At 42.7% G+C, this 13,814-nt stretch carries 13 protein-coding genes and 1 pseudogene; 10 read left to right on the forward strand and 4 right to left on the reverse strand.

What is annotated here, in order from left to right:
- Together IEW74_RS17440 and IEW74_RS16255 are read left to right on the forward strand one after the other, a co-directional pair.
- A pseudogene (locus IEW74_RS17440) lies at positions 1-100 on the forward strand (IS5/IS1182 family transposase); the annotation flags it as partial.
- Between the two features lie 824 nt (positions 101-924).
- Positions 925-4,746, forward strand: a complete 3,822-nt coding sequence (locus tag IEW74_RS16255; protein WP_188667080.1) for a hypothetical protein — start codon at positions 925-927, stop codon at positions 4,744-4,746.
- On the opposite strand, the gene IEW74_RS16260 is transcribed toward IEW74_RS16255, so the two are convergent.
- Positions 4,743-4,988 (reverse strand): hypothetical protein, encoded by a 246-nt coding sequence (locus tag IEW74_RS16260; RefSeq protein ID WP_188667082.1) that lies wholly within the window; start codon positions 4,986-4,988, stop codon positions 4,743-4,745. The two genes, IEW74_RS16255 and IEW74_RS16260, sit on opposite strands and share 4 nt — an antisense overlap.
- Positions 4,989-5,173: 185 nt before the next feature.
- On the opposite strand from IEW74_RS16260, the gene IEW74_RS16265 reads away from it, so the two are divergent.
- Positions 5,174-5,992, forward strand: a complete 819-nt coding sequence (locus IEW74_RS16265; protein WP_188667084.1) for a hypothetical protein — start codon at positions 5,174-5,176, stop codon at positions 5,990-5,992.
- Here IEW74_RS16265 and IEW74_RS16270 read toward each other — a convergent pair.
- On the reverse strand, positions 5,989-7,341 hold the full coding sequence (locus IEW74_RS16270) for a hypothetical protein (RefSeq protein ID WP_188667086.1): 1,353 nt from the start codon (positions 7,339-7,341) through the stop codon (positions 5,989-5,991). The two genes, IEW74_RS16265 and IEW74_RS16270, sit on opposite strands and share 4 nt — an antisense overlap.
- 351 nt (positions 7,342-7,692) lie before the next feature.
- On the opposite strand from IEW74_RS16270, the gene IEW74_RS16275 reads away from it, so the two are divergent.
- On the forward strand, positions 7,693-8,058 hold the full coding sequence (locus tag IEW74_RS16275) for a DUF7222 domain-containing protein (protein WP_188667087.1): 366 nt from the start codon (positions 7,693-7,695) through the stop codon (positions 8,056-8,058).
- Here IEW74_RS16275 and IEW74_RS16280 read toward each other — a convergent pair.
- A complete protein-coding gene (locus IEW74_RS16280; RefSeq protein WP_188667089.1) occupies positions 8,055-8,771 on the reverse strand; it encodes a response regulator transcription factor in 717 nt (238 codons plus the stop codon). The genes IEW74_RS16275 and IEW74_RS16280 overlap by 4 nt on opposite strands.
- 107 nt (positions 8,772-8,878) lie before the next feature.
- On the opposite strand from IEW74_RS16280, the gene IEW74_RS16285 reads away from it, so the two are divergent.
- From IEW74_RS16285 to IEW74_RS16310, 6 genes are all read left to right on the forward strand, one after another.
- Positions 8,879-9,178 (forward strand): hypothetical protein, encoded by a 300-nt coding sequence (locus tag IEW74_RS16285; RefSeq protein ID WP_188667091.1) that lies wholly within the window; start codon positions 8,879-8,881, stop codon positions 9,176-9,178.
- A 37-nt stretch (positions 9,179-9,215) separates the two neighbouring features.
- Complete coding sequence (locus IEW74_RS16290) at positions 9,216-9,542, forward strand: DUF3768 domain-containing protein (RefSeq protein WP_188667094.1); 327 nt, start codon at positions 9,216-9,218, stop codon at positions 9,540-9,542.
- Positions 9,542-10,426, forward strand: a complete 885-nt coding sequence (locus IEW74_RS16295; RefSeq protein WP_188667096.1) for a tyrosine-type recombinase/integrase — start codon at positions 9,542-9,544, stop codon at positions 10,424-10,426. The genes IEW74_RS16290 and IEW74_RS16295 overlap by 1 nt, the downstream gene beginning before the upstream one ends.
- A 299-nt stretch (positions 10,427-10,725) precedes the next feature.
- Positions 10,726-11,613 carry a tyrosine-type recombinase/integrase gene (locus IEW74_RS16300; RefSeq protein ID WP_188667098.1) on the forward strand — a complete coding sequence of 296 codons (888 nt, stop codon included), beginning with the start codon at positions 10,726-10,728 and terminating at the stop codon, positions 11,611-11,613.
- Between the two features lie 67 nt (positions 11,614-11,680).
- Positions 11,681-11,965 (forward strand): hypothetical protein, encoded by a 285-nt coding sequence (locus IEW74_RS17445; RefSeq protein WP_229734395.1) that lies wholly within the window; start codon positions 11,681-11,683, stop codon positions 11,963-11,965.
- Positions 11,966-11,971: 6 nt separating this feature from the next.
- The gene (locus IEW74_RS16310) at positions 11,972-12,256 is read left to right on the forward strand and encodes a type II toxin-antitoxin system RelE/ParE family toxin (protein WP_188667100.1); all 285 of its coding nucleotides are present in this window, start codon (positions 11,972-11,974) and stop codon (positions 12,254-12,256) included.
- Here the strand turns inward: IEW74_RS16310 and IEW74_RS16315 are convergent.
- Positions 12,253-13,560, reverse strand: coding sequence for a tyrosine-type recombinase/integrase (locus IEW74_RS16315; protein WP_229734396.1), 1,308 nt, complete (start codon positions 13,558-13,560; stop codon positions 12,253-12,255). The genes IEW74_RS16310 and IEW74_RS16315 overlap by 4 nt on opposite strands.
- Positions 13,561-13,814 lie beyond the last annotated feature (254 nt).

Consider the following 13,814-nt stretch of genomic DNA (forward strand, 5'->3'; position numbering starts at 1 on the left):
GATTAAGGAATTCAGAGGGATAGCCACCCGCTATGACAAAACCGATGAAAGCTATAAAGCCAATTGGTTTCTGGCTGCCGCCATCATTGCGGGGAGATAATTGTCAACAGGCCCTAGTTTCGTTATTTTTTATATATGGCCAAATTCCTAATGGAGTAACTTTTTGGGCGTTTCTGAAATCTCTTGATTGGCTATCCAATACGACAATCACATTTTTCAGTTTTTATATATTTCCAATATTTTTAGTATTTTATTGCTTCCGAATTCCAGTTTTATTTAACGCTTGGCACAACTGGCCAAGTCATTTAACCCCATGGTTTCAGAAAGTACCTGCACAAAAACATGATAAGTGTTTGAAATTTTCTTGGTATTTATTTTTTCATATCCTCTTACCATTTAGCAACATTCATTGCCCTACAAAATGGAGACCTTCTGGAAGTACTGAAGAAAGTTACATTCGCGCTGCCACTTGCGACTTTTTTAGCGATAAGAATATCGCATATTTACCTGGCTGGACAGGTACTGGATTTCGCAGATTCGTCATGTATTATTGCTTTCCTGTTTGGTCGAGCTTTTTCTGTGGATTGCTATTTTATTTCCTAGATATATTCGATAAAGATATAGCTAAATATTTTGGTTTCACTTGGTGGTTTGCCTCCGGTTTATTCATATATTTCAATTTGCATAGAATAAGAAACCTTTTAGGCCTCAGACCCGAAGATATAGAGCGTTTACATTTTCCAGAATTAGCGACTTCTTACCTAAGTGAATATGACTACTTTAGAAATGCTATCGGCCAAAGATGGTCAGGCGTTATCTTGCAAATGCCAACGCTACTTTTAACTGCAATTTTCATGGCAATAATTAAATAACCTTGCTACATATCCATAAGAGTAAAAAATTAAATCAAACACGGTTAAGTTCATGAATTCCCAAGATAAGCCCTTTTTCACAATGTCATTTTTAGCATGGGTTGATGCTATCGAGAGACTAGATACCCTTCTCCTAGAATTTCGCCATTTACAGATTAATATTTGTCATTCATTACGGGAATCAAGCTTATATGCTCCTTTGCGAGAAGAAGAAAAATACATTTGGGGAAAATGTCCAGATCTCAAAAATAATGACGAAGAGATTATAATTGATTGGGTCGAGCTCTTTAAGAAGCCAGATTTTTCTCTAGCTGACATTCGGCAACTTGCTCACTTTTGGTGTCCTAAGTACCCTTCCTTCAGAGGAAACAAAGTTCAAACGGGAGACAATCACAATTGCCCCAACAAATTAGAATCAGTTACCCCAAGAGACCCGTTTTGGAAAGAATACGATAAAATCACGCATCGGCTCAATGATATTCGCCAAAACGGAGAATGGAGCAATGATTTACGCCGACACTATTACAATCTTTGCTCATCGCAAATCATTAAACGGAATATTTTAAGAGATAAGTTGGCTTTATGCTGGTGGGGATATAAGGCATTTGGACTCTACTCCTCTAAATTGCCTTTTGATAAAGGCTCAATTTCTCATTTTTTGATGGTTCGTAGCGCCGTTGTCGCCAGAGCCAGAAGATACGTAACCAACCTTGGAGATTTACAAGCACAACTTGAAAAATCCATGGATATGTCATTGCAAGACAATCCCAGACCGATGCTTGGACGAAGAAGAGAGCAAGGTATTTATACCGCCTTCTTATCAGAAAGTGCACGAGATATTGGAAACCAAATTGTAGATTTTTTAGAAAAAATTGGAGCCCCCCAGCGAGGGGAACGATTTGGAGCAGCCAAATCTCGAGCACCTATTGTAATGCACCGTTGGGCGCACTCCTACACATCGAGTTGTCATGTTTTTGAAGACGAAATAAAAACCCGTCCGTCTACATCGTCGGTTCCCAACGAACCTAAGCGTGAAAATAAAACTGACTTATTACAAAATATTCATTTCATTAACAGCTCATTTTGGCTTCCTGAACAACCAAGTCTACAGCCCATAATTGCTCACGAGGTCGCTCATAACGCTATTTATGAACGATATGGCTACCTAGATTCACGAAGCCTGAAAGAACCTAAAGATCGGTTTGGTAGCTTGATACAACAACTCCATTTTTCAATGGAAAGGTCTGGTTTAAGCCGTGAAGACCCACGAGTGGATAAAAAGCACCTTCCAGATTATATAATTCGTGAAATCACTGCAGATATATTAGCCGCCAGCTCAAAAGGAACTGCATATTTAGTCGCAATGTTTTATGAAATTCTTGCTTCTGGTATAGAGGTTTTATTTCATGCCCCCATAGATCGTTTTGACTTAGATGCCGCCAAATATTTAAAAGAAAGCAACCCTCGACACGATCTTGAAAAAAAATGGTATCTCAGACTCAGAGTTGTATGTACTTGGGTACGTAAAACAAAAGCTTCAGATTGCTGCAGTTTAACAAATACTGTTATTGATGGAATTGAAAGCATTGCCAATTATTTAGTTGAACATATAGGTCGTATTGCCTCACATGGCAGATATAGCGAAATTTACCGCTATTGGATTTTATTAGCAGATCGACTATGTGAAATTGTTGAAGATTCAGATGCTGCAAAAGAGGCAAAGAAAATTAATCAGGAAATTTCACCTGAACATTTTAGAAAAAACGAAAATTTAATCAGAAAATACCCACAGCATATGGAGCCCTTGAATGAAGAAATACGGGAGTTTCTAATCAATTGCTGGATAGAAGAAAAAAAATCAGACGATAGATTCCTCCACGAGTTGTTCAAATCCCATACTTTCAAAGATTACCTGAAATATTTATCAAATTGCAGAGATAAAAGTTTTCTTTTTGACCAAAGTGTTAATGCTTTTATTGAAACATTATCTATGGAAGAAAAAGAGGCTTTTGAAGAATTAAAGAACGGCGGAAGTCTAGAAAAATTCAAACCGATAAATAGGGACAAAATAACAAAGCCTTTTGTTATAGCATTCTTATCGAATTTTTATTTTGATAAATATATCAGTAATAATTGTTCAACTACTCTCTCTAAACCGTCATCAAGCCAACTTCAAAAGCTTAATCTTTTCACACACATACATGATATTCCATGGCAATGTTCTATTTCCAGAGCATTAGACTTTATTAATAAAGATTTCTTATCAAATGACAACATAGAACACAGAAATACCGACTGGATTAGCCGCATGCACAATAGCATGCCTCTAGGCAGGGAGATATATTCTGTCGGGCTGGAGTTTTACCTTTGGCACTACAGAACAGCATCTGATCGATTGACAACAACTCTAAGAGCAATCAAGCATATACAAGCGTCCGATAGTAAAGAATTTGATGCAGGGGAAATCGTTTCAAAAATTGAAACTTGGAAAACAGCAGGAGCAGAGGATAGACAGAAAATTGACAATCTGATTTCCGCGTGTGAAATTTTTACGGAAACAAAATATAATGCAGATAAGAAGTCAGAAGTTTTAAGCCAGATTCAAGAAATTGGAGCTCTTTCGCTCATTTCTTTCGAAGTCTCTAGAAAAAAGCAATCTGACCGTTTTATCCAAAAACGAATATTAGGAAAACTGCAAGGCTATAAGCTTGAACAACTGAGTGAAATTCTACAAAAATCTCCACCTAATTCAGTTTTTTTTCCTCTATCTCAGTACCTTAAGCATCATTCACACACTAGCGACGGCAGTATTGCTTTACATAAAAAAGTTTTTCGTTCAATGGGATATGATTCAAATGATCTCCCAAAAAAAATCGAGACATGCTTACTAAGTCGCATTTCAATTTCTGGTCCACGCAAGAATCAACCTGGAGCTAGTCTCTACCAATCCTCTCTAACCAAATCTTATCAATTTCAATCAAATGGTAAGCAACATTGGTACGAACCTGTTTTAGGTCGACAAGATGCCTTAATGATTGAGCAAGCTAATCCTCTTGTACGCTGTTCATTACCAAAATTTAAAAACAGCCTTGCGGCTAAAGAGATCAACTCGTTTGATTTTCTTCCTTTTTTCACTCGCCGGGAATTAACTGTCTCGACACGGTTGAACGGTAATATTCCACTTTTTCAAAAAAGTTCGTTTGATGAATCTGAATGTCCAAATGAGTTTGAATTCACATTTTTAGCAGCTCTATCAATCGTAGTAAATGAACGCGCCACGAGGCTAGATTTACTTGCAAGGCTGATTAAATCTGCAGAACTGAACATTGCCCCCACTCAAGACTCTCCCCATAATTTGGAACAGGCCATATATTTTTTAGGAGAATTCGATACTGCCTTCTTATGTGAAGGATGGGGAGATATTGTCCTTGTATTCTACGAGAAAAATTTTTCATTCGACAATCAAGAGAACAACCAAAAACGGCTCCAAAACATCTTTGCTATTCAAAATGCCTTATATCAAGACTTTATGGTTGAACGAACAGAGCTACTTTTCTCTCCTAATATGATTCCTGTGGCAGCAAACGTGACGACAGAAGCTCAATCAGCATATTCAATTTCTACTCAAATTCGAATTACAGAAGATAGAGACTTAGAAAAATATAATGATAAATTCACAGACATCTTAAGAATGAGCCCTCATAAAGAGAATTTTGAAGCCTTTCATATTCCCGGAAGAACTGACTTTCAAATTAACTTCAAAAACAAATATTTTAAAGATAAGAACGCCCGGGTTTCTGGGCTTTTAGAAGAAGCTTTTCAAGATGGACTCATTGATATCATGATGACGACAATTGGTCAGCGGGTTTCCTAGGATAGCCACCTTCCCCCTCTTGCAATTTCCGCCAGTTCATCGGCATATTTCTTGGCAAGAAGGACATTATTCTCAAAAAGGGTGAGATCGTCTGTATTGATCTTGCCTTCATATTCTTCCGTCAGAAAACGAATGACACTCAAACCACCGTAGATTTCACTGAGCGCCAGATTGATTTGGCTTTCCCGATTTTCCATGATTGGCAAGTTAAGGGATACTTCGTGTGAGAACGCTACATTCATCAACTTCCAAAATGGATGAAGTACCCCTTAGGATACCTTTTGAAAATTGACATTGAATGTAGCATCAACATTTTAACAAATGCCGAATTCTTCTCGCAAGGCAATCACCAAAAATTGCAAATAGAATATTCCCTCTGGCCTTTCCATAGTGCATTATGAAATGGAATTGCATCAAGGAATTGCAGATGAAACATTTAATTTTACTTTTTGTTTTTTTGTTTGTTGTCACTCAGACCCCAGTTGTAGGGTTGGCAAGCACTGACAAGTTATTTATGGAAGCTACTCAATCCGAAAGCAAAGTATCTGTACCGCATCCCGTGCTAAAAAAAGTTATGACCGCTTATAATTCTGGAGAGTTTCTTGATGCAGATTTACAAAACCTACTCCAACTAATGTTTCTTGAATACAGTCCGGCTTACATGCGAGCAAACATTCAATTTCTGGAAATTAATGGCAGCAACGATAAAATTCTGAACGAACTAGATAAAGCTCGGAACAAAGTCGTTTCTATTCGTTGGAAACCTGTTTCCGAAATCTATGCATATGCCCAAACAATAAAAAACAAACATCTTAACAGTGCTTGGAACAGTGCTTGGCAAAAGTACCCTGGATGGAATGGACGTGTTCAATACCGGATGGATATTGTTTTACATAATGTAGATCGAGGCACATTAGAATTTGAGTATGAGCAATTATTTCGTGAAGCTCAAATAGGGTTACGTCCTGCAATGCTATATCTAGCAGACCATTTCGAACGTGGAGTGAATCTTGAAAAATCTGCTTTTAAAAGTGCTTTTTGGCTTCATGCTGCTCAATGGGAAGGAGCAGATATAAGTATCCCTCTAAAACGGTTATCACCTCTCCTCAGTAATGACGAATTACAAATCATCAAAAAAATGGTTAAGGAAAATAAATACCCTGACGTAATGATTATGCCCAAAGGCGGGTGGAAAATGAGTGGAGGGCCCAACAAACGTTGGACACCTCCATACATGAAGAACTAAGCGTTGTCCTTACAGTCACCCAACGCATCTAGTGCATCATTAACTTCCGTTTCCTTGTCAGGAAGTGCATCTTCGATATCATCTCGAGTTGATATCAATCCATTTAACGCACTTTCCATATCTTCGATAAATTGGCGTTTACGTTCTGCTGCTTTACTATCTGAACACGCCTTTACTGTTAGCCATTCAAGTTTCAGCTTCAATAGTTTTGATACAGCTTTTCCTTTACCAAAGAAAATATTATAGAGCTCTACAAGTTTAATAAATTCCCTGACTTTTTTTCTACATTCGAAATCAAAAAATGACGGGTCTTTTCCCTTATAATCTTCAATGTCGTTCTCTAAATCTTCGATTGCTCCATCCAATGTAGAGATTGCATTTTCATAGGAATCATATTCCTCTTTACGGGCTTTATACTCAGCTTGTTTCTGATCACATTTCCCGTCATCGTCATCCCCACCAGCAACGGTTACATCTCCTTCATTTTCTCCCTTTTTATCTTCTGTGTTTTCATCGTTCTTTTCAGAAGTGCCTTTGCCCCGTTGAACGTTTTCTGCTGATTGTGCTGCGACCCGCTCAGAGAATTGTGACTCAGTATTCGTTCCCATCGTCGCTTCATTTCCGTCATTGTCCATCTCCAACTGTGCAAAAACCTGTTTTACGTTTTCAGGCAATCGAGAGACAACTTCTTGATGGAAACCCTCTACGCGCTCTCCTTTTCGACCACTGAGTTGCTGCATAAAATTGGCGTATTCATGAACTGCTTTCTCATCGCCATTTTTTAGGCTGTCAGCGTACAGCGCGGGTAATGAACCGTTCTTGGAATACTGCAACAAACCATCCATTGTTCGGGTGTTGGCAGAATGAGATTCATCCTCCACAGGTTTAATCTTTGATGATTGGAACCAAGGGATTGCTTTCGGCTTTTGCTGCTGTGCCACCTGTTCCCACATTTTGGCGGTTGGCTTCTTCAGCTTTGGCATTTTAACTTCGGGCAAGCCTGTCAAAGGGTCAATTTTAGGTACTTTAGATTTGGGTTTCGCAACCTCCAATAAGCCAGTGTTAGAGACGCCCTGATTTGCCATTGTCTCACCGAGTTTGGATTCTGTGGGGCCTCCCGGTTTCATGACACCATCGACTTTCAGGCCGTTCTTTTTCTGAAACTTCTTCAAACCATCAATCATCCCCATATCGGGAATATCGGTAATGCCAAAATCAGGAACTTTATAATCACCTGTTTGCGCCAACGCTGATTTGGTTTTCAAAACATCATCGGGCTGTGTGTTGGATGATTGGCTGATCGTATTTCCAACCGAGAAGATGTTTTTCCATTGATCAAACATTCCCATGTTCAATCTCCTTATTTCATAGAGGTAAAACGAAAAAAGCCGCCTCCCATGGATTGGAAAGCGGCTTACTCAAAAGAAAAAAGGAGAAGGGACACACTGGTCGCACTTCTCCTGTTGACTGCATTCTATATGGCATATGGGGACGGCCCAGTCAAGAACATAATAAGAACATTTATTTCGCCGTGCTGTTTCTGAATTTGCCAAATAAACGAACTTACGGAAGTGAACAACGCCAAACCTGCCCTCAACACTCAAAAGGACAAGAATTTGCCTCTGCGAGTTCCTTCTTGCCTTTTTCGTTCTATCTGAGGGCTTTGGGGCGGTGTTCTTATTCCTTAATCCGTTTTCATTATGACAACCGCAACAGAACAATCCCGGCTTATCACTGTTCTTGATGACATTATTCAAAACGATCCGCATTCCATGAAAGCTCATATCGCGCAAATCATCATGGATCACGATGCACCTGAAAACTATCTTTCCAATATTCTTAATTATGGCTGCGTTTGCGGTTGCGTACCAGAAATGATTTACTATTCCGATACCCATGCCTTCTACGATCAATACTATTATGAGATCGAAGAATTACGTCAGTCTTTCGAAGAAGAAATTGGCTGTGCCATTGAAGTTCAATACGATCTAAAAAACTTTTTTGCTTGGTTCGCCTTTGAGCACACAGCATATCAAATCGCCAATGAAGCAGAGCTGGATTTTTAATCCGCTCTGCTTAACACGTAACCTTCGCCTGCCTCGCTTTTGATCCAGTTCTTATGTGAGGCAGGAAGGCGTTTTCTCAGTTCAAAAAGACGCCCCTTGAAATCCCGGTTTTTCATGCTGGTATCATGGTCGCCCCAAATTTCCCGCTGGATACGGCTATAGGAGATGATGGTTGCAGGGTTTTGCAAGAAAAGGATCAACAACCGCCTTAAGGCTTTCGTCAGAGGAATGATTTTGCCGTTGATCGTGAACATGCTTCGTTCAAGGTCATAGCTCATATCGTGATATTCAAGGCAGGGCTTCTTTGTCCATCCTGCCTTGATGAAATTCCACCAGTGAACAACCTTGAGGCGGATTTCTTTGCGCACAAAGGGTTTGCGGATAAAGTCGTTTGCACCGGCTGCATAAAGCTGCTCCAGAATTTCATCTCGAATGAAGCCGCTGATAAAAACGATCAAACTTTCCTTATTGGTTTGGCGGATGTGTTTGCACAGTTCCAGCCCATTGCGTGAACCGTCAAGGTTTATATCGAGCAGGAACACGTCATAATGTTTCTTGCGCATTCGAGAGCTTGCCGTCTCAAAATTATGGGCGATCTGCACTTTTGTGATCAGATCAACACCATCAAAACATTGGGCAATGGCTTGAGCGACTGAGGGTCGGTCTTCAACAATCAGGACATTCATGGGGGAAAAATTAAGGGATATTTCCAACCTTATGCCAACCCCATTAATTCCTGATTAAATCCAGTGACTTTTACCACCAAATTCCAACCGTCCTGCCCATACACTCAGGGCAAATATTCATTAACTCACTTGTCATGCCCAAACTTTCATTTCATCGCCAACCAATCACACTGGATGAATCCGTGATGTTCGGCTATCTCGTCCACAAATACGCCGAAGCTGCCAAGGCACAGAAGCTGAAAACGGACGGGTCATTTTATCTCAGCCTTGCCGAACGCTTCCATCACGCTCCGCTTGATCTCGACCTTCAAGACCTCGCCATAGAGGGCTTGCAAAAACGCGGCTACATCAAAATCAAACATAAAAAGTCATCACGAAAGAGATACTACCAACTCTTCGTCGATAAGCTCCTACGCGATGTGAACTTTCAGTAATCATGCATCATTTTTCCATCCCTTAACTTTTCTTTTTATGGAAACCCCAAACAAAATTGCCCAGCTTAATGATTTGCTTCGTAAAGAAGGCATCGGCGGTCGGGTGATGATCACCCAAGGCATTCAATCTCTCTCAACGGAAACCCGAACAAACATCTTCAAAGCTATTCGGGAATTTTCCGACTTCACCAAGGATAATGACCCTTACGGCGAACACGATTTCGCCGCCCTCACCGTTGACGGAGAGCGCATCAATTTCAAGATGGATTATTACGATAAGTCGCTTCAATACGCCTCAGAAGACCCAACCGATCCGACCATTACAGAACGGGTGATGACGGTGCTATTAGCTTCGGAATATTAATGAAAATCACTGATACCTTCGGCGGCTTCAAATCCCATTTCCTGATTGCTAGAGGTAACAAGATCAAGACCTATAAGGCGGTCATTGCAACGCTGACCATGTTTATGACCGCCAGTAAGGTCGAGGATATAAGCGATTGCACCGCCAGCCTTCTTGAAGACTATCTCACCCGGCAAATGGGGGAGCGGGCTTGGTCGCCCAAGACTTATCGAAACCACTGGCAGAATTTCAAATTCTATTTCGATTGGGCGCTCAAGAAAGGCTACCTGCCAAGCAACCCGATCTTACAGGTTGCCAAGCCGAAACTGCCCAAGCCCGTTCCTCGTGCTATCAGCCGGGAAGAGGTCAAAACGATCCTCCATGCGGCTGAATGGTTGAACTGGCGCTACGCCCTTGAGCGCCCCCGTAATGTTGCTCTGCTTTCCATCATGATCTTGGCGGGTTTGCGCCTTCAGGAAGTCCTCAACCTGCGCCTTGAGGACGTAAACCTGCACACAGGCGAGATCACCGTTCTTCAAGGAAAAGGCAATAAGGATCGTGTGGTGCATACGCCCCAGCAATTGATCCTGCGCCTGAAGGAATATGCCCAGCATAGAGGCGGCAAGCCCCGGCACTTGCCGTTTTTTGCCAGTGTTAAATCGGATAAGGCTCTAACAGTGAAGAACGTTCAGGACATTGTGCGCAAAATCCAGATTGCATCGGGCATTTACTTCACACCGCACATGCTGCGCCATACTTATGCCAAGCTCTGTTTGGAAGCCGAAATCAATCTGTTTTGCATCAAGGAAGAGATGGGACACGAAAGCATCAAGACGACACAGCGTTATCTTTCTATCTCGACACAGAAAATGCAGCAAACCATGAAAAATGCCCAGCTCATTTGACCTTGCTTTTTGGGAGGCGGGTTCGGTAAAATTTAGGTGCCCTATGGGCGCTGAGATTTATCTTCCAAAAATTCGAAATCGTGCGATTTTCCGCTTAAATAAGCCAAAAACAAGGCTTTAAAAAATGGTGGATGGGCTCATAACCCGTAGGTCGCAGGTTCAATTCCTGCCTCCGCAACCAAATGGCAATAGAAAGCCAAAAACGGCTATTCACATATAGCACAACCGACCATCGGGCATTGCCCGATAGGCACTCGAATTAGGAGATAATCTCAGGATTTACCTCCTAATTTTTGTTTATGTCAGAAATCCGTAAACTCCATCGGCAATTTTGCCAGTATTCCAAAACCTTCAAAGGGCGAACACCAAGAGGCATTCAATGGCTGGAAAGTTGTTTCAACACGTTCATGCAGTTCCAACTGCTTGACCATCCCAATCAAATTAGTAAACGTCATTTGGAACACTGGCTTTTACAGGGGCAATCTGAAAGAGGCTGGTCGGCAAAGACCATTCGAAATCACCTTCAGGCAATCAGTTCCTTTTTGGATTGGTGTGTAGGTGAAGAACTCATTTCTAAAAACCACACAAAATCAATTCCACGTCCCAAACTCCCACAACGACTTCCAAAGGCTCTTTCACAGGAAGAAGCCCAACTTCTGCTGACTTACGCCAAAAATGCGGAATATCCAACCCGCTTTCAACGCACCAGAGCCACCGCCATTATCGGCTGCTTCCTTTATACAGGAGTGCGCCTAAACGAACTCTATAACCTCGAACTCACGCACATCGACTTGGAAGCGCAAACCCTGTTCGTCAGTCGAGGAAAGGGGGAGAAAGACCGTTTGATTCCGCTTGCCCCACAGGCAATTCGGATTTTCAAAGCCTATCTGACAGAGCGGCGAAAACTGAATCCCAATTCTCCATATTTCTTCACCTCGGTTCAAGACAAAGACAAAATGGGCGACAATGTGATTAAACGGCTAATCGAAAAGCTGAGGGTCTTAAGCAAAGTGAGTTTTACAGCCCACGTTCTACGTCATACATTTGCAACGCTTATGCTGCAAAGCGGCTGCGACCTGTTCAGCATTCAGAAGATGATGGGCCATAGTGACATTGCAACTACTTCCATTTATTTGAAAGCAACCGTCGAGCATTTAAGAGGGGAGATTGCCAAACATCCTTTGTGATTTCTCAAAAATTGCCAAAGGGCGATTATATCCCTATAATAAAACCGATCTTAACAAGGTAGAAGCTATGGCACATACTGTTCATCGTATCGACGTTACAAAAGAGGACCTGTTCAACGACCTCGAACAAATGGCAGGATTATCCCACACCACTGTGGATGAATTTGCCACGTCCATACTGGCACAATATGTTTCTGTGCAAAAATGGCAGATTGATGAGATTCACAAGGCCAAGGCAATAGCCGATCAAGGGGGGCCGTTTGTCGCCCATGAAGATGTTGCGGCATGGGTGAACTCATGGGGAACAGAAAAAGAACTTCCAGCCCCAACAGCCGATATCTTTACGAAATAGCCTTAAATGCAGATTATCTGGCTTTCGTCGGCGCAAAATGATTTACGCCTGATCCGCGATTATATTTTCACTGAAAACCCGCAAGCCGCCAAGAAAGTGGCTTTGCGTCTTCTGGATAAAACCAAAATGCTTGCCGATATGCCGGAGATGGGGCGCTCAGGACGGGTGAACGGCACAAAAGAACTGGTCTTTCAGGATATTCCTTTTATCGTTGTCTATCAGCTCACAACGGAGCATATCGAAGTCCTGCGCATTTTGCACACCTCGCAAAAATGGCCTGACGAATTCTAAATTTGCACCAAAAAATGATACGTGATCATTTTTGCAAATTTCTCCACATATCCCTGACCTTGTAAATGCGCGTGGCATTTACTCATGTTCCCCTGACCCTCAGCTTGCTCGGGAGAGGGGCATTTTAGGTAGTCAGCCGTTGCGTCTTTCTTGTCTGAAAGACCTTTCGGCTTTTTCTTTACTTTGCGCACATTGATTGCGCTGGCATCCAGCGTGTTTTTGATGTGGGCGGCGTAGTGACGTTCGATCATCTCTACGGACGTGCGGCAGTTCTTGGCGATCTGGTAGATGTCTGCGCCTTCCATGAGGCGGAGGCAGATGTAGGTGTGTCTCAGGCTGTAGAGGGTGCGCTTCTGTCCATCACGGTCTACCTTTAAACCCTGTTCGTCCAGAATGCGGTTGAACATGCGCAGGTGATTGTGGGGGAAGACCTTGTCGCTTTCCTCAAAGTCATTGCGCTGACAGACCCGTTCATAGGGGCGCACAGCGCCTTTGGTGGATTTACAGTAGCCAACGCCCCTTTTTCCCCGAACCTCGATCACAAGGATCGTTTCATCCGTGTCCCCGTCCTCAACAATCTCAACGTCGCGATGTTCGAGATTGAAGAGTTCATCCGGGCGCAGTCCTGTATTGGCAGCAAACAGGATCATGTCGTGCAGGTCTTCGGCTTGTTTCTTATGCCGTCCCCCTGTGGCGGCTGCATTTTGCCGTGTCGCCTTATAAAGCTGTTCATATTGCTTGGGGCTGAACCAAGGGCGATGGACGACCTTGCTCTGTGCACCATAGGGCTGGGACATATCGGGCAGGTGTTGCAGCCAGTTATAACGGATTGCCACTTTCAACACTTGGCTCAAAGTCACAATCTCATCATGCAGGGTGCTTCGTGCCGGAGGACGCACAGCGGTTTCCATACGGTGAATACGATATTCCTGTATCAATCCGGCAGTAATCTCAGACAGCCCCTTGTCACCAAAGAAGGGAACGAGGTGCAGCCGCAACCGCGCCTTATGCCCTTCCACCCACTTAGGACTGCGCGCCCCCTTGGTCGAGGCTTCATATTCATGGGCAAAGAGATCAGCGACCTGCTTGAAGGTCTTTTCGTTTTTGATCAGCCCTTGGCGATCTTTGTCGCGCAGCGTAAAGAACCAGTCCTCAGCAAACTGCTTGGCAAGAGAAAGACTTTCTTCTTTCGTACTGGTACGGTGATTTTTTCCGGCAAGGAATGTAGAACATTGCCAGTATTTGGAATTTTCGCGGCGGTAGACATAGACCTTTCCGCCCATAATCGTGTGTTTTTCCGTCATAACAGGCCTTTCACAAGTGGAGCAGTAAAATGTGTAAGGAATGTGTAACGATATCAGGGGAGATTCACGCTGTCAAACGCTTGCCCCATAAACGGAAAAAGCCACCTAAGTCAAAGACTTAAGCGGCTTATTTGGTTGCGGGGGCCAGATTTACCGTACTCGCTCGCTACGCTTGCTGCGCCGTTGCCTTCGGCCGAACTGCCGGAATAGCGCGCCTTGGCGCTATTCCTTACGGCTCATATATGCCACCCCAA

The sequence above is a fragment of the Terasakiella brassicae genome, from assembly GCF_014641495.1.
GTDB classification, from domain to species: Bacteria; Pseudomonadota; Alphaproteobacteria; order Rhodospirillales; family Terasakiellaceae; genus Terasakiella; species Terasakiella brassicae.